Origin of the sequence: Amycolatopsis sp. NPDC026612 (genome assembly GCF_040638285.1) — a bacterium.
Classification (GTDB): Bacteria; Actinomycetota; Actinomycetes; order Mycobacteriales; family Pseudonocardiaceae; genus Amycolatopsis.
Map to the genome: position 1 here is coordinate 54362 of NZ_JBEZYB010000039.1, position 19755 is coordinate 74116.

Annotated in this window: 16 protein-coding genes and 1 riboswitch; of the genes, 6 read left to right on the plus strand and 10 right to left on the minus strand. The window is 72.1% G+C overall.

Annotated features, from left to right (window positions below; all coding sequences use genetic code 11):
• The first annotated feature begins 68 nt into the window (after window positions 1-68).
• Complete coding sequence (locus tag AB0F15_RS28995) at window positions 69-446, plus strand: DUF3224 domain-containing protein (RefSeq protein WP_360276881.1); 378 nt, start codon at window positions 69-71, stop codon at window positions 444-446.
• Between the two features lie 113 nt (window positions 447-559).
• Here AB0F15_RS28995 and AB0F15_RS29000 read toward each other — a convergent pair whose 3' ends face one another.
• Both AB0F15_RS29000 and AB0F15_RS29005 read right to left on the minus strand, forming a co-directional pair.
• A complete protein-coding gene (locus tag AB0F15_RS29000; protein WP_360276884.1) occupies window positions 560-1582 on the minus strand; it encodes a trypsin-like peptidase domain-containing protein in 1023 nt (340 codons plus the stop codon).
• A 97-nt stretch (window positions 1583-1679) separates the two neighbouring features.
• Window positions 1680-2999 (minus strand): M20 family metallopeptidase, encoded by a 1320-nt coding sequence (locus AB0F15_RS29005; RefSeq protein ID WP_360276886.1) that lies wholly within the window; start codon window positions 2997-2999, stop codon window positions 1680-1682.
• 306 nt (window positions 3000-3305) lie between these two features.
• Here AB0F15_RS29005 and AB0F15_RS29010 point away from each other — a divergent pair, with 306 nt between their 5' ends.
• From AB0F15_RS29010 to AB0F15_RS29020, 3 genes are all read left to right on the plus strand, one after another.
• The gene (locus AB0F15_RS29010; RefSeq protein WP_360276888.1) at window positions 3306-4217 is read left to right on the plus strand and encodes a DNA-3-methyladenine glycosylase 2 family protein; all 912 of its coding nucleotides are present in this window, start codon (window positions 3306-3308) and stop codon (window positions 4215-4217) included.
• A gap of 157 nt (window positions 4218-4374) precedes the next feature.
• Window positions 4375-5160 carry a M50 family metallopeptidase gene (locus AB0F15_RS29015; RefSeq protein WP_360276890.1) on the plus strand — a complete coding sequence of 262 codons (786 nt, stop codon included), beginning with the start codon at window positions 4375-4377 and terminating at the stop codon, window positions 5158-5160.
• A gap of 272 nt (window positions 5161-5432) precedes the next feature.
• The gene (locus AB0F15_RS29020) at window positions 5433-6665 is read left to right on the plus strand and encodes an aldehyde dehydrogenase family protein (protein WP_360276893.1); all 1233 of its coding nucleotides are present in this window, start codon (window positions 5433-5435) and stop codon (window positions 6663-6665) included.
• 39 nt (window positions 6666-6704) lie between these two features.
• Here the strand turns inward: AB0F15_RS29020 and AB0F15_RS29025 are convergent, their stop codons facing one another.
• Window positions 6705-6956: a hypothetical protein gene (locus AB0F15_RS29025; protein ID WP_360276896.1), complete on the minus strand. Its 252-nt coding sequence runs from the start codon at window positions 6954-6956 to the stop codon at window positions 6705-6707.
• 84 nt (window positions 6957-7040) lie between these two features.
• Here AB0F15_RS29025 and AB0F15_RS29030 point away from each other — a divergent pair, with 84 nt between their 5' ends.
• Window positions 7041-8132, plus strand: a complete 1092-nt coding sequence (locus AB0F15_RS29030) for a dihydrofolate reductase family protein (RefSeq protein WP_360276899.1) — start codon at window positions 7041-7043, stop codon at window positions 8130-8132.
• 4 nt (window positions 8133-8136) lie between these two features.
• Here the strand turns inward: AB0F15_RS29030 and AB0F15_RS29035 are convergent, their stop codons facing one another.
• The 6 genes from AB0F15_RS29035 to cobN form a co-directional block, all read right to left on the minus strand.
• Complete coding sequence (locus AB0F15_RS29035; protein ID WP_360276902.1) at window positions 8137-9342, minus strand: chitinase; 1206 nt, start codon at window positions 9340-9342, stop codon at window positions 8137-8139.
• Between the two features lie 290 nt (window positions 9343-9632).
• The gene (locus tag AB0F15_RS29040; protein ID WP_360276904.1) at window positions 9633-10715 is read right to left on the minus strand and encodes an ATP-binding protein; all 1083 of its coding nucleotides are present in this window, start codon (window positions 10713-10715) and stop codon (window positions 9633-9635) included.
• Window positions 10712-11368 (minus strand): response regulator transcription factor, encoded by a 657-nt coding sequence (locus tag AB0F15_RS29045; protein ID WP_360276907.1) that lies wholly within the window; start codon window positions 11366-11368, stop codon window positions 10712-10714. Before AB0F15_RS29045 ends, AB0F15_RS29040 begins: the two co-directional genes overlap by 4 nt.
• Window positions 11369-11403: 35 nt before the next feature.
• On the minus strand, window positions 11404-13287 hold the full coding sequence (locus AB0F15_RS29050) for a glycosyltransferase family 39 protein (RefSeq protein WP_360276909.1): 1884 nt from the start codon (window positions 13285-13287) through the stop codon (window positions 11404-11406).
• Between the two features lie 43 nt (window positions 13288-13330).
• Window positions 13331-13756 carry a hypothetical protein gene (locus AB0F15_RS29055; protein ID WP_360276911.1) on the minus strand — a complete coding sequence of 142 codons (426 nt, stop codon included), beginning with the start codon at window positions 13754-13756 and terminating at the stop codon, window positions 13331-13333.
• A gap of 62 nt (window positions 13757-13818) precedes the next feature.
• On the minus strand, window positions 13819-17382 hold the full coding sequence (cobN, locus tag AB0F15_RS29060) for a cobaltochelatase subunit CobN (protein WP_360276913.1): 3564 nt from the start codon (window positions 17380-17382) through the stop codon (window positions 13819-13821).
• A 49-nt stretch (window positions 17383-17431) separates the two neighbouring features.
• Window positions 17432-17507: riboswitch (cobalamin riboswitch) on the minus strand.
• A 91-nt stretch (window positions 17508-17598) separates the two neighbouring features.
• Between cobN and AB0F15_RS29065 the strand changes: the two genes are divergently transcribed.
• Window positions 17599-18327 (plus strand): hypothetical protein, encoded by a 729-nt coding sequence (locus AB0F15_RS29065; protein WP_360276916.1) that lies wholly within the window; start codon window positions 17599-17601, stop codon window positions 18325-18327.
• 14 nt (window positions 18328-18341) lie between these two features.
• On the opposite strand, the gene AB0F15_RS29070 is transcribed toward AB0F15_RS29065, so the two are convergent.
• Entirely contained in the window at window positions 18342-19592 is a 1251-nt protein-coding gene (locus tag AB0F15_RS29070; RefSeq protein ID WP_360276919.1) for an MFS transporter, read from the minus strand.
• Between the last annotated feature and the right edge of the window lie 163 nt (window positions 19593-19755).

Genomic DNA, 19755 nt, shown 5'->3' on the forward strand with positions numbered 1-19755 from the left:
CGCGAGCTGTCAGGTATCGCTGTCACGCTGACGGGGAACCGCACCGCGAAGACAAGGGGAAACGACCCATGACCAGCACCGCCACCGCTTCGTTCGTCGTCGGCACCTGGGAGCCGCAGGCGACCGACGAAGCCTCGGGCACCGAGTTCGCCCGGGTGGCGATCGGCAAGACGTTCACCGGCGCGGTCGAGGGGACCAGCACCGTCGAGATGCTGACGGCGTCCAACGCGACTTCGCGCGCGTACGTCGGCTTCGAACGTCTCGAGGTCTCGGTCGACGGCCGCAAGGGCGGCTTCGTCCTGCACCATTCGGCCGACGACAGCGGCCTGGCACTGAAGATCCTGACCGGCTCGGGCTTCGGTGAACTGGCCGGGATCGCCGGCACGGCGAGCATCGGGATCGACGAGGAAAAGAACCACCTGTTCACCCTCGCTTACACGCTCTGACCAGCACGAAGGCCGTTTCGGGAGTCCCCGATCGACTCTCGAAACGGCCTTCGCGTGTTCCCGCTCCCCGCAGAGCGGGGGACGGGCCGCCCCGACCACGGCCCGTCCGCGTCCTAGTTGTTCACGATCTGGTCGACGATCTTCTTGGCGTCGTTGATCGGGATGGCGAAGCCGATCCCGACGCTGCCCGCCGCGCCGTTGGCCGACGCCGACGGGCTGTACAGCGCCGAGTTGATCCCGATCACGTTGCCCTGGGCGTCGACCAGCGCGCCGCCGGAGTTGCCCTGGTTGATCGCGGCGTCGGTCTGGATCGCGGTGTAGCTGGGCGCGTCGCTGCTCTGGTTCGACGTGCGGCTGAACGGCGAGCGCTGCTGCTGCTCGCCCTGCCCGATGTCGGACAGGTTCCGGTTCAGTGCGCTGACGATGCCGGTGGTGACGGTGTTCTGCAGGCCGCCCGGCGAGCCGATCGCGACCACCTCCTGGCCGACGGCCAGCTTGCTCGAGTCACCCAATGATGCAGCCGCCAAGCCGCTGGCGTTCTGGGCCTGGACCACCGCGATGTCCGCCTTGGTGTCCGCGCCGACCACGCTGGCCTGGTACTTCTTGCCGTCGGACGTGGTGATGACGACGTTCTGGGCACCGTTGACGACGTGCGCGTTGGTCAGGATCCGGCCGTCCGGGGTGAGGATGACGCCGGAGCCGATGGCCTCGCCCTGGTCGGTCGTGACGTTGATCTGGACCACGCTCGGCGTCACCTTCGCCGCGACGGCGCTGACGTCGCCGGAGGTCGAGTTCGAGACCGTCTGCCCGTTCGCGGCCGGCGTGCTCACCGACGTCGTCGCGCCGTCCGCCGAGCTCGTCGTGAGCCCGACGATCGCCGCGCCGCCGACGCCGCCGACCAGCGCGGCGCCGAGCGCGGTCGCGCTGACGATCATCGCGACGCGGCCGCCCCGGCGCGGCTTGGTCTTCAGCGCCGTGGGGGCCTCGGGACCCTGCGGCTGCGGGGTGAAGAGCGGATTCGGCGCGGCCTGCTGCTGGTAGGCGTACTGCGCGTACGGCCCGTACTGCTGGGTGTGCTGGTGCGGCTGGTGCCCACCGGTTGAGGCGGGGCCGGGCCGACTCTCGTTCTCGGTCATGGCACTAGATTCGCGCCTGTGCTTGTGAGCAGCCTGTGGAAATCCCTCAGGCTTTGCTGAGAAGAATCAGCTGAGAAAACTCAGCTGTTCCTCAGTGTCAGGCGAAGAACGACGGGACGTCCAGCGCTCCTCCCGCCGCCTCGAACTCGTCGTGCACCGCCTTCCGCAGTTCGGCGTCGCCGAGGTAGTCGGCGGCGGTCAGGGCCAGGCCCAGTGCACCGTCGCGGACGCCGGCGTCGCCCGTCTCCGATGCGGCCGCGGCCGCGAATTCCTTGGTGTGCAACGCAACGGTCGGTCCCGAAACGGCGAGCATCGGGTGCAGCGCAGGCATCCGGTAGGAGAGGTTGCCCAGGTCGGTCGACCCCGTGAGCGACTCCGGCACGATGCCCGGCGGAAGTGGCTTGCGGCCGGTGCCCACCTGGTTGACCGACCAGCGCCCGGCGAGCGCGGTGTTGAACCGGATCGGCAGGTAGGGGGCTTGGGCGTCCCAGATCAGCTCGACGCCGCAGCCGGTCATCGCCGCGGCGCCTTCCGCGATCGACGTCATGCGGGCGGCGAGGTCACGCAGGGTCGCCGGGCTCTGGGACCGCAGGTAGAACAGGAGCGCGGCGCGGGCCGGGATGACGTTGGGGCGGGCGCCGCCGTCGGTGAACACGCCGTGGACGCGGTCGCTCTGCGGCAGCTGCTGGCGCAGGGCGGAGACGCCCTGGTACGCGGCGACGGCGGCGTCGAGCGCGTTGCGGCCCATGAACGGCTGCGCCGAAGCGTGTGCGCCGACACCGTGGAAGACCATCTCCAGCTGGCGGCGCCCGAGGAACGGGTGCAGCGCGATGTCGTGGCTGAACGGGTGCAGCATGATCACCGCGTCCACGTCGTCGAACACGCCGGCGCGGGCGAGGATCTCCTTGCCACCGCCGCCTTCCTCGGCGGGTGTGCCGATGAGGCTGACGCGGCCGCCGAGGCGCTCGGCGACGGCCGCGGCGCCGAGGAAACCTCCCGCGGCGGTGCTGCAGATGATGTTGTGGCCGCAGGCGTGACCCAGCCCGGGCAGCGCGTCGTATTCGGCGAGGACGGCGATGTGCGGGCCGGTGCCCGGCGTGCTGACCCGCAGCGCGGTGTCGAGCCCGCCGACGCCGACGGCGGCCTCGTGACCGTGGCGTGCCAGGAGGTCGGCCAAGGCGCGCACCGACCGGTGTTCGGCGAACCCCTCTTCGGGATGGGCGTGCAGATCTTGGCTCAACGTCACCAGGTCGGGTGAGCTGCGCTCGACCGCGGAGGTCACTTCGGCCCGCGTCGCCTCGTCCGCGCCGGTGTGCGGGGAAGACAGCGGTTCGGCGGCCGCGACGGCGTCGGCGGTGGCCTCGACCAGGGAACGCAGGTAGCTGTCGTCGGGCGGGACGGGTTCGGCGTTGGTCATGGGCCGATGCTAACCGCCACCCCCGACAATCCGCGGCGCTCAGCCGAGCCGGCCGCCACGATCCGCGTGACGCCGGCGTACCGTTCGGTGATCTGGTCCGACGCGGTCTGCAGCTCGGCGAACATGGGGAGCGCGAAGCAGCAGACACTGTCCACTGTGGATTCTTCGCGGGAAGGTGCACCGCGTCCGCGCGTCGCCGCGCCACTCGATCGTGTGAACAAAGCCGGGCTCAGGCGTTCGACGTTCCGAAATTGTCGGTGGTCCCTCCTAACGTCGCAGCCGAGGTTCCCGATCCGAGGAGGAGAGATGACGACGATGGCGATTTCCCGCCCATGCGCCCAGCTCGCGGTGCGCGGAGAGTTCGACCTGGCCGCGGCGGCCCGGTTCCTGACCGGCTTCGCCCCTGCCGGGCAGCCGGAGGCGGAGCCGGGCGTGCTCCGCGTGGCCTTCGCGCTCGACGGCGAATGGACGCCGGTGGGAGCGGTGCTGCGGCAGAGATCCCCCGGCGAGGTGGTGGTCGAGGTCCACGGCCCCGCCGAGCACGCCGAAGCGGTGGTGGAGCAGGTGCGGAGGATGTGTTCGCTGGATGTCGACGGCACGGCGTTCCCGGAGGCGGGCACCCGGGATCCGGTCGTTTCGCTGCTGCAGGAGCTGCACCCGGGATTGCGCCCCGTCCTGTTCGCGTCGCCGTACGAGGCGGCTTGCTGGGCGGTGCTGAGCCACCGGATCTGGATGACGCAGGCGGTCCGGCTGCGCCGTCGGCTCACCGAGCGCGACGGCGCCGAGGTCGAGGTCGGCGGGCGCAGGCTCTGGGCGTTCCCGGCGCCCGCCGTCCTGGCGGAGCTGGAGTACCTGCCGGGGCTGGCGGGCCCGAAGGTGCAGCGCCTGCGGACCATCGCCGAGGCGGCGGCCGCGGGGCTGCTGGACGCGGCCGCGTTGCGGGCGATGCCGGCCGAAGAGGCGCTGAAGCAGCTGCAGCTGCTGCCGGGGATCGGCCGGTTCAGCGCGGAGCTGATCCTGATCCGCGGCGCCGGTCACCCCGACGTCTTCCCCCGCGGCGAAAGCCGCCTCCACGAGATCATGCGCGAGGCGTACCACCTCCCGGACGCGGGAGCCGCGGAGCTGGCGGAGATCGCGGAGGCCTGGGCGCCGTTCCGGAGCTGGGTGTCGTTCCTGTTCCGGGTCGAGGGCGAGGCCCGGATGCGGGAGTCGCGATGACCTGAGCCGCCGTACCCGGTGCCCCCGGTGCAGGCTCGGCTGCCACGCCGGTCACACCGACGGAAAGGAGACCGCAACGACCCAATACCGGAAGCCGCGAGTCGGCGCACGGTGGGGACTCACCGTAGCCAGATATCGCCTGTGGTGAGGTATCCGGGTGAGCCTGCCCGTTCATTTCGCACTCGGCGGCCCGGCCGGTGACGCCCTGCCGACCTTCCGCGCGGCTGCCGCCACCGACCCCTCGCCGGCCGGTTCGCTGCTCGAACAGGCCCAGACGCCCGCGGTGATCACCCTGGTCGCCGGTGGGGTGGCGCTGCTGGTCGTGCTGGCCGGCGGGACGCTCTGGCGGCGGGCGCGCAACGTCGTCACGATGGTGCACGAGGCCGGCCACGCGCTGGCCGCGGTGCTGGTCGGACGGCGCCTGCAGGGCATCAAGCTGCACTCGGACACCTCGGGCGTCACCGTCTCGCGCGGGAAGCCCGACGGGCCGGGCATGGCGTTCACCGCGATGGCCGGGTACCTGGCGCCGTCCGTGCTGGGGCTGCTGTTCGCCAGCCTGCTGGGCGCCGACCTGGTCGGCACGGTTCTCGTCCTGATCGCGCTGCTGCTGCTCGGCGTGCTGGTGATGGTGCGCAACGCCTACGGGGTGTTCACCGTCGTCGCCAGTGCCGCGGTGCTCGCGCTCGTGGCGTTCGTGGCGCCGGTCGAGGTGCAGGCCCCGTTCAGCTACCTCCTGACGTGGTTCCTGCTGTTCGGCGGCGTGCGGCCGGTGGCAGAGCTGCAGATCAAGCGGCGGCGCGGCCAGGCCCGTGACTCCGACGCCGACCAGCTGGGCCGCCTCACCGCGGTCCCGCCGGTGCTGTGGGTCCTGGTCTTCGCCGTGGCGACGATCAGCTGCCTGTTCGCCGGCGGGCTGTGGCTCCTGGAGCCCGTCGCCACGTAGGCCTGCCGGGCGCGGGTGGGCGCTCGGCTCGGTCGTGGCCGGCGGTTGCGGTGGGCGCGAAGGTGCCGTCGCTGCGCTCGGGCGTGTCGCTGACGGTCGGTCTCCAGGTCGGGCGCCCGCGGGTTCGCCCTCGCCGGCCGCGGCCGGTGTTTCCGGTCGCATCGGCCGGCGCCGCCGGTTCGCGTGGGTGGGCGGCGGTGGAGCCCGTGGCCGGCCGGGGTGGTGCATGCGGCAAACTGGTCTCTCGCTGGTCGCGCGGAGGGAGACGAACGATGGACGAGGTCGCCAAGGCCGTCGAGGAGTGCGCACGGGCGGCGAAGCTGGCCGCGCCGTCGCTGGCCGCCGCGAGCGCCGAGGCCGTCGATGCCGCGCTGACCGGGATGGCGGAGCGGCTGCTCGCGCACCGCGACGAGATCCTCGAGGCGAACCAGGCCGACGTCGAGCGCGCGAAGGCCGACGGCATGAGCGCCGGCCTGCTCGACCGGCTCACCATCACCCCGGAGCGTCTCACCGGCATGGCCGAGCAGCTGCGGCTGCTCGCCGGCGCCCCGCACCAGGAGCGCTCGGTCGAAGTGTCGAGCTTGGACGGCGGGCTGCGGCTGGTCGAACGGCGGCGTCCGGTCGGCGTCATCGGCGCGAACTACGAGGCGCGGCCGAACGTGACCGTCGATGTGGCGTCGCAGCTGGTCAAGTCGCGCAACGGCGGGGTGCTGCGCACGGGCTCGGCCGCGCTCGGCTCGGCCCAGCGGCTGCGTGAGGTCGTCATCGCACCGGCGCTGGCCGAAGCGGGCATCGACGCGGACTGCGTCCAGCTGGTGCCGCGGGTGGAGCGCGAGGCGGCGTCCGCGCTCGTGCGGCTGCCGGACCTCGTGCCGCTGGTGATCCTGCGCGGCAGCGGGGACAGCACCCGGGCGCTGGCCACCGAGGCGGCGGTCCACGGCGTGCGCACGCTCGCGCACGCCGACGGCGGCGGCGTGCTGTACGTCGACCGCGGGGCGGACGTGACCAAGGCACGGGACCTCGTCTACGCCAGCCTCGACCGGCTGGGCGTCTGCAACCGGCTGAACCTGCTGCTCATCCACGAGAGCATCCACGACGACGCCTGGCCCGCGATCTCGGACGCGCTCGCCGAGCGCGGGGTCACGCCGTCGCTGGCCCCGCACGAGCACCCCATCGGCTACGAGTGGGCGCTGGACTCCGACCGCGAAGCGACCGTCACGGTCGCCAAGGTCGGCTCGCTCACCGACGCCGTCGAGATCGCCAACGAGCGGACGTCGGGCCTGGCGGCGGGCATCGCCACCGAGGACGAGTCGGCCGCCGACGCCTTCTTCGACGGCTACACCGGCACCGGCGTCTTCTGGAACGCCCCGACCCGCCTCCTCGACGGCTTCAAGCTGCTCGCGGTTCCGGAAACCGGCATCAACCTCGACAAGGTCCCCGGCCCCCGCGGCCCGGTGACGTACACGGACCTCTACGTCCGCCAGTACGCCGTCCTGCCCGCCTGAACCGGGCAGACCTGACGGTCCCGCCGATCGGCGGGACCCTCAGCGCGTGGGCGGCGTGCCGGTGAGCTTGCGAAGGTCCCTGACGGTGCCCGCGGCGTTGGCGACCAGCTCGGTCCGCTCGCCGGTGTCGCCGGAATAGCGGTAGATCGCGGTCGGTCCGTCGCTGATGGCGATCGCCGCGACCAGGCGGCCTTCGGGGTCGCGGGTGAGCCCGGTCGTCACCGACACCACCCGGCCGACGGTGTCGACCGTGGTCAGGGTCCGTTCCTCGTACCAGCCTCGCGTGGTCATGTTCCGCAGCTCCGGGGGTGGGCTCGACAGGGATACGTCGTAGGACGCGGGGATCGCCCGAGGTGTTACGGCATACTGGGCCGGGTGATCTCCCGGCCGCACGTCCTGCTGTCCGCCGCGCAGTCGCTCGACGGCTACCTCGACGACACCTCGCCCGAGCGGCTCGTGTTGTCCACAAAGGACGACTTCGCGGTCGTCGACCGGTTGCGGGCCGAAGCCGACGCCATCTTCGTCGGGGCCGGAACAGTGCGGGCCGACAACCCGCGGCTGCTCGTCCGCGCTCCCGAGCTGCGGCAAGGACGGCTGGACCAGGGAAAGCCCGAACAACCCGTCAAGGTCACCGTGACCACCCGCGGTCTCGACCCGGACGCGCAGTTCTTCACCGTCGGGGACACCGAAAAGATCGTCTACGCGCCGCCTGGCGCCGCGGATGCGCTCAAGCACGTCGCCACCGTCGTCGATGCGGGGGATCCGCCGGACTTCGGGCGCATCCTCGACGACCTCGGCGCGCGCGGCATCGAGAACCTGCTGGTCGAGGGGGGCGGCGCGATCCACACGCGGTTCCTCACCGAAGGCCTCGCCGACGAGCTGCGGCTCGCGATCGCGCCGTCCTTCGTGGGGCAGCCGGCCGCGCCGCGGTTCGTCGGGCCCGGCCTCTACCCGCGGCCGCTCGTCCTGACCGGCGCGAAAGAACTGCAGGGGATGGCGATCCTCGAGTACCGCGCCGCCGGCGAACCGACCGCCCGGGACGTCCAGCGCCTCAAGGAAGCCATCGCGCTCGCCGCCGAGTGCCCGCCCAGTCACACCTTCCGGGTCGGCGCGGTGATCACCGATGCCGACGGCGAGGTCGTCGCCACCGGGCATTCCGGCGAAGGCGACCCGGGCAACCACGCCGAAGAGGCCGCGCTGGCCAAGTGCGCCGGCGACCCGCGCCTGGCCGGGGCGACGATGTACAGCTCACTGGAACCGTGCAGTCACCGCAGTTCCCACCCGCGGAGCTGCACCCAGCTCGTCCTCGACGCCGGGATCCCGCGGGTCGTGTTCGCCTGGCGCGAGCCGCCGGTCTTCGTCGACGCCCAGGGCACCGAGCTGCTGCGGCAGGCCGGGCGGCACGTCGTCGAGGTGCCCGCGCTGACCCCGGAGGTCCAGCGCGAGAACACCCACCTCGACTTCTGAGCTGCTAACAGGCGCCGCTGTCCTGCCAGACGCCCCATTCGCCGGTCGTGCCGGGCTCTTCGCCCTGCGTCCACCACTTGGCCGTCCACTTGTGACTGTTGTGCGAGACGACGTTGTCCTTGACGTAGACCTTCGTCCGGTCCCACTCCGCCGCGGTGCAGGAGCCGCCGCCCGGCGTGGTCGGGGTCGTCGTCACCGGGGGCGTCGTCTGCGGCGGGGTCGCGCCGGCGAAGCGGACGCTGAACTTCGTGAAGTCCCAGTCGTTCTGCGGGACGTTGCTGCAGACGCCGTTGTCGGTCGTGCCGACGCAGGCGCGGTCCCGGTTGACCGACCAGAACGTGAAGCGGCCGAGGCCGTGGCTGGTCGCGTAGTCGTACACCGTCTGGAAGTCCGAGGTGTAGAACATCTCCGCCGCGTCGGACTTGCCGTTCATACCGGAGAAACCCTCGTGGGCGTACGCGGTCGCGCTGTCCCAGCCCAGGTGCGACATCAGCAGGCCGTGCAGGGCTTCCAGAGCCGACACCTGCGACGAACCGCCGTTGAAGCCCCCGTCGAACGGCATGATCGAGAAGTTGTTCGGCGTGAAGCCGATCGACTTCGCCTGGTCGATCAGCTGCGTGCCGAACCAGCCGGTACCGGCCGCGGTACCCGGCATGGTCACCGACACGAACAGGCCGGGGTTGCTGGCCTGCAACGTCTTGGCGGCACCGAGCTCGTTCGCGATCGCGGCGGTGTTCTCGTACTCGGGCTCTTCGAGGTCGAAGTCGATCGCCTTGAGCGAGTACTTCGTGATGACCTGCTGGTACGCGGCGGCGGTCGCGGCCACCGTGCCGCAGGTCTGGCCGAGCTTTGTGCCGCCATACCCGCCGACGGACACCGAGACGTCGCCGCCTGCGCCGCGGATCCGCGAGATCACGCCCGCGACGGCGGTGTCGGAGGAGACCGCCGACGTGCCGTCCCAGGTGGGACTGCAGCCGCCACCGTTCGGGGCGAGGATGAACGCGAGCTGGAACGCCTTGAGCCCGGTCGCGTTCATCACGGTGACGGGATCGGGCGGGTTGTTGCTCTGGGGCATCAGGTACGGCGCCGCGGCGTACCAGTTGTTGCTCAACGCCGCGGTCGCCGACGGCGCGCCGAGCACGAGGCTGACGGCGGTCCCGGCAAAAGTGGCGGCGGCGAGCCCGATGGCGGCCAGTCTGCTCCTGCGCATGAGCTGTCCTCCCGGTGGGGTTCGAGGTGGACAGATCATTGGACTAGACCATTAACGAAGTCAAGCAACGAAGGTCGCCAACCGGGCGGAGGAGGGCGAAAAGCGCCGGAATATCCGAAATTCGTCCGGAGGATGGCTGTCCGGCGGCCCGGTAGCGCGGCTGGGTGCGGTCCCCCAGCCCGCCAGCCCGCCAGCCCGCCAGCTCGCCGGGCCGACGGCCCGCCCGGGCCGGGCCGGGCGGCGGCGTGGTGCGGGCCCAGCGTGGCTCTGCCCAGCCGACGTCCCCGCACTCAACCCGCGGGCAGCGTCACCACCACGACCAGCCCGCCCTCCGGTCGCGCCGTGGCGATGACCTTGCCGCCGTGTGCGTGGGTCACCGATCGGACGATCGACAACCCCAGCCCCGCGCCCTCCGCGGCCACTCGGGCGCGGCGGTGGAACGGGTCGAACAGGGCCGGTACCTCCGTCGGCGGGATTACCGGGCCGCTGTTGGCCACGGACAGCTCCGCCGCTCCCGGCCGGGTGCGGGTCGTCACGCGGACCCAGCCCTCCTCGGTGTTGTGGCGGATCGCGTTCTCCAGCAGGTTGTGCGCCAGCCGCTCCAGCAGCAGCGCGTCGCCCAGGGCCGTTGCCTCGTGCAGGTCCTCCGATACGCCCGGGGGCGCCACGTGGGAGACCACCGCCGCCAGGTCCACCGGGCGGCGCTCGGTCAGGGCGCTCTCCGAGCGGGCCAGCAGCAGCAATCCGCTGATCAGCCGCTCGTGGCGGGCGTTGATCCGCAGCAGCTTGGTGCCGAGCTCCCGGACGTCGGGCGACGCCGTGCGGCGGTGCATGGCCACCTCGACCAGGGATCGGTTGAGGGTGAGGGGAGTGCGCAGCTCGTGCGACGCGTTCGCCACGAACCGGCGCTGCGCGTCGAACGACCGGTCGAGGCGCTCCACCATCACGTCGAACGCGTCGGCCAGGTCCTTCACCTCGTCGTCCGGCCCGGGCAGCGCGATGCGTTCCTGGCCGCCCGGGTCGGCCGCTGCCGCGATGCGGCGTGCCGTGTCCGTGACCCGGCGCAACGGTGCCAGGGCCCGGCCCGCCACCAGCCAGCCCAGCCCGGCCGCCAGCACCGCCACCGCCGCGAGCGCGAGCGCTCCCTGCGTCAGCAGGGACGTCGCCGCCGCCGCGCGCAGCTGGCGGGCCTGTTCGTCGAAGGCCGCCAGCGGCGGCAACGGCGGCGAGCCCGGCGGCGGGCTGCCCGAGAGCACCGCCACCCGCAGCCCGACCTGGCGGGTGAACAGCAGGTACGTGACCCCCAGCAGCACCACGCCCGCCAGCAGGAACAGGCCGCCGTACAGGACGGTCAGCCGCAGCCGGAGGCTCATCGGAGCCGGTAGCCGACGCCGGTGACCGTCTCCACCAGCGGCGGGTCACCGAGTTTGCGGCGCAGCTTGAGGATGGTCAGCCGGACGACGCCGGTGAACGGGTCCGCGTGCTCGTCCCACGCCTTCTCCAGCAGCTGCTCCGCCGAGACGGTGGCGCCGTCGGCCAGCAGCAGCTCGGCGAGCACCGCGAACTCCTTTTTGGACAGTGCCAGGTAGTGCCCGTCGCGGACGACCTCGTGCCGCGCCGGGTCGAGCGTGACGCCGGAGCGCCGCAGGATCGGCGGCGCGGCCGGGCGGGAGCGCCGGCCCAGCGAGTGGATGCGCGCGACCAGCTCCGGGAAGGCGAACGGCTTCGTCAGGTAGTCGTCGGCCCCGAGGGACAGCCCGCGGACGCGGTCGGTGACCTCCACGGCCGCGGTCAGCATCAGCACCCGCGTGGCCGCTCCCGACGCGACCACCCGGCGGCAGACGTCGTCGCCGTGCACGACCGGCAGGTCCCGGTCGAGCACGACGACGTCGTAGGCGTGCACGGCGATCCGGTCGAGCGCCGCGGCGCCGTCGTGGGCGATGTCGACCGCGTGCGACTCCTCGCGCAGCCACTCCGCGATCGCGTCCGCGAGCATCGGCTCGTCCTCCACCACCAGGACCCGCATGCCCCGATGATCGCCGCGGCGGTGTTTCCTCGCCGTTAGCGGCACTGGTAGAGCGTGTCCGCGCCACCGGACGGCCCCGGGCCGGTGCCGGGGCCGGACCGGCCGCCGTACGCGGCGGGGTCGACGACCGCGCAGTGCCGCTCGATCCAGCGTTGACGTTCGGCCTGCGCCGGGCTGGGCGGCGGCACGGGCCGCAGCCCGGCGCCGCTCAGCACGAACTTCAGCCTGCCTTCGGCGAGCCAGCGGTCGAGCTGCGCGACCGACGGCGCGTCGTCGCGCCCGCCGAACCCGCCCATGCCGATCACCAGCGCGTCGGAGTCGATGAGGAACGGCGCGACCGCACCCGCCTCGGCGTTCACCGCGAGGGTGATCTCGGTGCCGTTCCGGCGGGCGTAGCCGAGGATGCGCCGCTGTTCGCCGGTCAGCTTCGCGGTGTCGCCGCCACCTCCCGAGAGCACCAGCCGCGGCTGCGGCCCGCCGGACGACGGCGGCGGCATCGGCCCGGGACCGGCGACGAGCCCGGCGGGACCGGCGGGCCCGGGTGCGGGACCGGCGGCGGGCAACGTCCCGGCCGACGTGCTTTGCGCTGCCGCGAACGACCACACGGCCGGCGTGAGCAGCAGCGGCACGAGCCCGGCGACCAGAGCACGGCGCCGCGGCGCCACGACCAGCCAGGTGACCGCGACGGCCGCGGTGCCGAGCACCACCCAGCGGGTCCAGCCGTGGAACGACGTGTCCCGCGAAGTGAGGACGAACGCCCAGGCCGCGCCCACCGCGACCACCGCCGGGAGGACGGTCCGCCGGTGGTCGCGCCACAGCAGGGCCAGGCCGGCGGCCGAGACGGCGGCGATCGCGGGCGCCATCGCCGTCGTGTAGTACGGGTGCCAGATGCCGCTCGCGAAGCTGAAGACCGCGGTCGTCACCAGCAGCCACCCGCCCCACAGCAGCCAGCCGGCGTGGTTTCCCGGCCGCCTGATCGCGACCACGGCCAGGATGATCAACGCCGGCGGCAGCAACCAGGAGATCTGGCCGCCGACGAGGTCGTTGAACATCCGGCCCGGCCCGGGATCGCCGCCGAACGACGACATGGTCAGCTGCCCGTTGCGCACGATCGCCATGCCGCCGCCCTCGCCCTGCCCGGAGAGACGGCCGAAGCCGTTGTAGCCGAAGACGAGGTCCCACGCGCTGCCGTCCTTGCTGCCGCCCAGGTAGGGCTTGGTGCCGGGCCACCAGTCGTACAGGGCGACCCACCAGAACGACGAGACGATCAGGACGACGCCCGCGCCGAGGACGTCGAGCAGACGGCGGCCGAGCGGCCCGGTCGTCCCGGCGAGGTACGCGACGACCAGCGCCGGCACGATGATCCAGGCCTGCAGCATCTTGGTCAGGAACCCGCAGCCGACGAAGAACGCGCACCAGAACAGCCACTTGCGCCCGTCTTCGAGCGCGCGGGTGAGCGCGTACGCGGCCGCGACCAGGAAGAGGACGAGCAGGGTGTCCGGGTTGTTGTCGCGGTTGATGATCACGGTCACCGGCGTCAGCGCCAGGATCACCGCGGCCAGGAGAGCGACGTTCTCGCCGGCCCGGATCCGGACCGTGCGGTGCAGCAGGAAGACCGCGGCGACACCTTCGAGCACCTGGGGGAGCAGCAGGGCCCAGCCGTGGTAGCCGAAGACCAGCACCGAAACCGCCTGCGGCCACAGGGCGAGCGGCGGTTTGTCGACGGTGACGACGCCGTAGGGGTCGAACGAGCCGAAGAGGAAGTTGGTGAAGCCGCTCGTCATCGACTTCACGGCGGCCGAGTAGTAGGTGTTGCCGACCTGGCCGTCGCCGATCTTCCAGGCGTAGAGGAGCGCGGCGCCGAGGCAGACGAGCGGAAGCGCCCAGGAGCGGGTCTTCGGGGGAGCGGCGGTGATCATGGCCGTCACTCAACCGGGACCCGCGTTTCCCGGGCGTTTCCGGTCAGCTGTTGTCGTTGAGGAAGTCGTAGTCCTTGCACTCGCCGGTGTGGATGATCTTGTCTGCCACCCAGTACCGGCAGAACTTGAAGCCGACGCGGCTCTCGGGGAGGTTGTAGACACCGCCGTCGGCGGCGCTCTTGGTGACGCAGTTGCCCTCACCGCCGACCTGCATGCTGTACAGGACGTTGCCGGTGTCCGGCGTGCCCTTGTAGACGTAGATGGCGACACCTCGGCCGTCGGCGTCGGTGTCGCAGATGTGGACGCGGTCGCCTTCCTCGGTGAACACGCCTTCGCCGCTCCAGCCGGTCACGCTGCCGTAGGCGTCCCCGGTGTGCATGTGTTTCGTGTGATCGGCGGCCGACGCCGGCGACGCGAAAGAGACCACGGCGGTCAGTGCTGCGGCGGCTACGCCGAGTACCTTCTTCAAGTCTTCGTCCTTCCTCGGTGGAAGGGGGAGCGTAGCCACCGCGGCCTGCAGATCACTTGCAGTCACTCCGCTTCGAGGTCGCCCTCCAGGGACAGGTAGACCTCGCGCATCTTCGCCAGCAGCTCCGGGTCCGGCTCTTCCCACAGCCCGCGGTCCGCCGCCTCGTTCAGCCGTTCCACGATGCCGCGCAGCGCCCACGGATTGGCCTGGCGCAGGAACTCCTGGTTCACCTCGTCCAGCACGTAGGACTCGGTCAGCTTCTCGTACATCCAGTCGCCGACCACGCCGGCCGTGGCGTCGAAGCCGAACAGGTAGTCCACCGTGGCGGCCAGTTCGAACGCGCCCTTGTAGCCGTGCCGGCGCATGGCCGCCAGCCAGCGGGGGTTGACCACCCTGGCCCGGAACACCCGGGCCGTCTCCTCGCCCAGCGTGCGCGTGCGGACCGCGTCCGGCGACGTGCTGTCGCCCACGTAGGACGCCGGCGCCGCGCCCGTCAGCGCGCGGACCGTCGCGATCATCCCGCCGTGGTACTGGAAGTAGTCGTCCGAGTCCGCGATGTCGTGCTCGCGCGTGTCGGTGTTCTTCGCCGCCACGACGATGCGCTTGTAGGAGTTCTCCATGTCCTCGCGCGCCGGGCGGCCGTCGAGGTCACGGCCGTACGCGAAGCCGCCCCACACCGCGTACACCTCCGCGAGGTCCTTGTCGTCGCGCCAGTTGCCCGACTCCATCAGCGGCAGCAGGCCCGCGCCGTACGCGCCCGGCTTCGAGCCGAAGATCCGCGTCGTCGCGCGGCGGGCATCGCCGTGCGCCGCCAGATCGGCCGAAACGTGCGCGCGGACGAAGTTCTCATCGAGGGGCTCGTCCAGCGAGGCCACCAGCCGCACCGCGTCGTCCATCATGGCGATCACGTGCGGGAACGCGTCCCGGAAGAACCCGCTGATCCGGACCGTCACGTCGATCCGCGGGCGGCCCAGCTCGGTCAGCGGGATCGCTTCGATGCCCGTGACCCGCCGCGAAGCTTCGTCCCACACCGGCTGGACGCCCAGCAGCGCCAGGACTTCCGCCGCGTCGTCGCCGGAGGTCCGCATCGCCGACGTGCCCCACACCGACAGCCCGACCGACCGCGGCCAGACGCCCGTGTCGTCGCGGTAGCGGCGCAGCAGCGAATCCGCCAGCGCCTGCCCGGTTTCCCAGGCGAGCCGGCTCGGGATGGCCTTCGGGTCGACGGTGTAGAAGTTCCGCCCGGTCGGCAGCACGTTGATCAGCCCGCGCAGCGGCGATCCGCTCGGCCCGGCGGGGATGTACCCGCCGTCCAGTGCGTGCAGCACGGCGTCGAGTTCGGCCGAAGTGCCCGCCAGCCGCGGGACGATTTCCTCCGCCGCGAACGAAAGCACCCGCGCGACTCCGGCGTCCGGGGCGACCGACGCGACCGCCGTCGCGTCCCACGAGCGCATCTCCATCGTCCGGACCAGCTCGTGCGCCGTCTTCTCGACCGCGTCCACTTCGGACATCGACGCGTTCTCCTTGAGGCCGAGCGCCGATCGCAGGCCCGGGACCGCGCCCTGCTTGCCGCCCCACATCTGGGACGCGCGCAGCATCGCCAGCACCAGGTTGACGCGGGCCTCGCCGACCGGCGCCGCGCCCAGGACGTGGAGCCCGTCGCGGATCTGCGCGTCCTTGACCTCGCACAGCCAGCCGTCGATGTGCAGGAGGAAGTCGTCGAACTCCGCGTCGTGCGGCCGCGCTTCGATACCGAGGTCGTGGTCCAGCTTCGCCGCCTGGATCAGCGTCCAGATCTGCTGGCGCACGGCCGGCAGCTTCGCCGGGTCCATCGCCGCGATGTTCGCGTGCTCGTCGAGCAGCTGCTCCAGCCGCGCCAGGTCGCCGTAGGACTCCGCGCGAGCCATCGGCGGGATCAGGTGGTCGACGATCGTCGCGTGCGCCCGCCGCTTCGCCTGCGCGCCCTCGCCGGGGTCGTTGATCAGGAACGGGTAGACCAGCGGCAGGTTCCCGAGCACGGCGTCCGGCGCGCACGACGCCGAAAGCCCCGATGTCTTGCCGGGCAGCCACTCCAGCGACCCGTGCTTGCCGAGGTGGACGACGGCGTGCGCGCCGAACTCCTCTTCCAGCCACCGGTACGCCGCCAGGTAGTGGTGGCTCGGCGGCAGGTCCGGGTTGTGGTAGATCGCGACGGGGTTTTCGCCGAACCCGCGCGGCGGCTGGATCATGATGATCGCGTTGCCGCTCTGCAGCGACGCCAGCACGATGTCGCCGTGGTCGACGTACAGCTCGCCGGGCGCCGGGCCCCAGTGCTCCTCGACACCCGCACGCAGCTCGGCCGGGAGCGCGTCGAACCACTCCTGGTAGCGCGCCGCGGGCACCCGGATGGGGTTCCCGGCGAGCTGTTCCTCCGTGAGCCACTCCGGGTCCTGGCCGCCGGCGGCGATCAGCGCGTGGATCAGCACATCCCCATCAGGCTGGTCGGTGCCGGTGGGCTCGACGCCCGGGAACGCGTCCGGTCCCAGGTCATAGCCCGCTTCGCGCATCCGGCGCAGCAGCTCGATCACCGACGCGGGCGTGTCCAGCCCGACCGCGTTGCCGACGCGGGAGTGCTTCGTCGGGTATGCGGACAGCATCAGCGCGATGCGGCGTTCGGCCGGAGGCGTGTGCCGCAGGCGGGCGTGCGCGAGGGCGATCTTCGCGACCCGGGACGCGCGCTCGGCGTCCGGGACGTACCGCGGCAGCCCGTCTTCGTCCAGCTCCTTGAACGAGAACGGCACGGTGATCAGCCGTCCGTCGAACTCCGGCACGGCCATCTGGTTCCCGGCGTCGAGCGGCGAGAGACCGTCGTCGTTCGCCGCCCACGTCTCGCGGTCGCTGGTCAGGCACAGCGCCTGCAGGATCGGGACGTCGAGCGCGGCCATCTCGGCGACGTCCCACGCCTCGTCGTCACCGCCGGCGCCCGCCTCCGACGGCCGGGTGCCGCCGGCCGCGAGCACCGTCACCAGCAGCGCGTCGACCTTGCCCAGCTCGGCCATCATTTCCGGCTCGCGCGTCCGCAGCGAGGCACAGTAGATCGGCAACGCGCGCCCGCCCGCGGCTTCGATCTCGTCGGCCAGCGCGTGCACGAACGCCGTGTTCCCGGACAGGTGGTGGGCGCGGTAGTACAGGATCCCGATGACCGGGCCGTCCGGCGGCGAAGGCCGCTCGAGGATCCCCCACCCGGGTTGCTCCGCGGGCGGCTCGAAGCCGTCGCCGGTGAGCAGCAGCGTGTCGGAGAGGAACCGGTGCAGCTGGGTCAGGTTCGCCGGGCCGCCCTGCGCGAGGTAGGCGTGGGCCTCGGCGGCGATGCCGGCCGGGACGGTCGAGAGCTCCATCAGCTCGGCGTCCGGCGTCTGCTCCCCGCCCAGCACGACGACGTGCGCGCCCGACGCCCGCAGCGCGGCCAGCCCGTCGGCCCAGGTCCGCGGGGTGCCGAGGATCCGCGCGACGACGATCTTGACGCCGTCGAGCAGCTCCGGCAGCTCGGCGACGTCGAGCCGGGCGGGGTTGCCGAGCCGGTACTCGCGGTCGCTCGAGCGGGCGCTGAGCAGGTCGGTGTCCGAAGTGGACAGAAGCAGGATCACGAGGTTCCTCCTCGGGGTCCGCGCCCCGGGTAGACGGGCGCGCCGGCGGGAGTTCCTGGCTTCCGGAGAGATCCCTCTCTCCGGTGACAGTGGCGGGACCGCCCCGGACTTCCACCGGGTTCCTCCACCTGCCGACGCGGGGGTATCGCCCTCACTCTCCGGTGCCGGTCGAGGTGCGTCAAGGTGACGTTGGCCCGTGCTCGGTAATCTGGTGGCTTGGAATCCCTGCTCCGGAGCTTCACCGCCGCGCAGTCCGCGCGGCAGCCCTACCGCGGCCCGGCCGCCGCCGAGCTGGCGACCGCCGAAGCCGGGTTCGCCGCGTTCCTCGACCGGGCCCCGCACCACCTCGGTGACCTGGGGTTTTCCGTGGACTGCGACTCCCTCGCCGTCCAGGAACCCGGCACCGAGCGGGCGTGGGGGCTCTACGCGATCGACCGGTCCGCGCCGCCGTCGCTGGTGATCGAGGTGCCGCACGCGTCGTCCGACCTGCGGACCGAGCTGATCGGCCTGGCGCTCTTCCGCCAGGTGCCCGGCGCGGTCCTGGCCGTCGGGGGCGCCCACCCGCGCCGGGAGGATCCCGCGCACGAGACGCGGACCGTCTTCCACGTCGTCACCACGCTGCTGGCCCGGCGCGGCCTGCCCCAGGTCCAGCTGCACGGCTTCAAGGACCGGACCCTGCCCGCGGCCGACGTCGTGCTCTCGGCCGGGGCCGCCGAGGCCGGCGACGCGGCCCGTCGTGCGGCGGACCGGCTCGCGGCGGCCGGGTTCCGCGTCCGCCGGGCCTGGGCCGAGCCCTGCCGCGGACTGGCCGGGACGACGAACGTCCAGAGCCAGGCCGCCGGCGGCACGCCGTTCCTGCACGTCGAGCTCAACCGGACGACCCGCGACACCCGCCGCGACGACGTCGTCCGCGCGCTGGCCGACGCCGACCTGCGCAAGCCTTAGTCCCCGTCAGCCGTTCACGACGGCGCAGGCTCCTCGACCGTCGTCCCGGCCCGCGAGCGCACCAAGGACGTCCGCGAGCCGGCGAAGCCGACCAGGAACCGCAGTGCGGCGCCGGCCAGGATCACCAGGTACATGTCGTGCAGCGCGTCTTCGGCCGCACCGGCCACGAGGGAAGCGAGCGGAATACTGGAAAACGCGAGCATGCGGGTCGCGGCGACCACCCGCCCCAGCATCGCCCGGGGCACGATCCGCTGGCGCAGGGTGAACCACGAGACGACGTTCATCGAGCCGAGGGCGAAAACCGCGGCCGACACGACGCTCACGCCCACGACGTCCCGGAAGACGACGAGCAGCCCGGTGAGCAGCCCGGCGGCCATCGTCGAGCAGACGATCGTGCGGCCGTTGCCGAGCCGCCGGATCACCGCGGGGGCGACCAGCGCGCCGCCGAGCGCGCCGACCCCCTGCGCGGCGAACACCACGCCGACCAGCGCCGAGGACAGGCTCAGGTAGGTGGACAGGTAGTACACCAGGTTGGCCTGGATCAGCCAGATGCCGAAGTTGGTGCCGGTGAACAGCAGGCTCCCGACCAGCAGCAGCCGGTTCTCCCGGACGATGTAGCGGAACGCTTCGGCGAGGTCGCCGGCGAACCCGCCCCGCTCGGCCGGTGCGGTTTCGGCGATCTCCCTGCCGTGCTTGAGGAACAGCAGGACGAGCGCGCTGCCCGCGAACGAGGCGGCGTCGATGTAGATCGCCGTGCTGTAGCCGAACAACGTGACGAGGCCACCCGCGAGCACCGGGCCGGCCAAGCTGATGATCTGGTCGCTCGACTGCATCAGCGCGTTCGCCCGGTCCAGTTCCGAGTCGGCCACGATCGAGGGCAGCAGCCCCTGGAAGGCCGGGTGGTAGACCGGTTCGACGCACGCGAGCAGGAACGCCAGCACGTAGATCGCGGGCAGGGCCGCCGAGCCTGCCGAGACCAGGATCGCCAGCGCCAGCGCGATCACCCCGGCGGTGACGTCCCCGCCGATCAGCAGCCGCTTCCGGTCGAACCGGTCCGCCCAGACCCCGCCGGGCAGCGACAGGAGGAGGAAGGGGCCGTACTCCAGCGCGTAGAGGGCCGCGGTCTGCAGTGCCGAACCGGTCAGGTGCAGGACCAGCAGGGGCAGCGTCAGCCGGTAGATCCAGGTCCCCACGTTCGAGACGACGTAGGCGGTGAGGAGCAGCCAGTAGCGCTTGCCCAGCGGCGAGCGGGGGGAGGAAGTCACAGGCGGATACCTCGTGAGGGGGAAGGTTGTCGGTCCGGTGGCTCAGGGTAGGGCCCCGATACTTCGGTCCACGCCGAACCCAGTGATCTGTCCACGATCTCACGATTTGGACGGCAAGTTCCCGCCCGATGTGGTGATTTATGGCTGAGTGCCCGATTTTCTT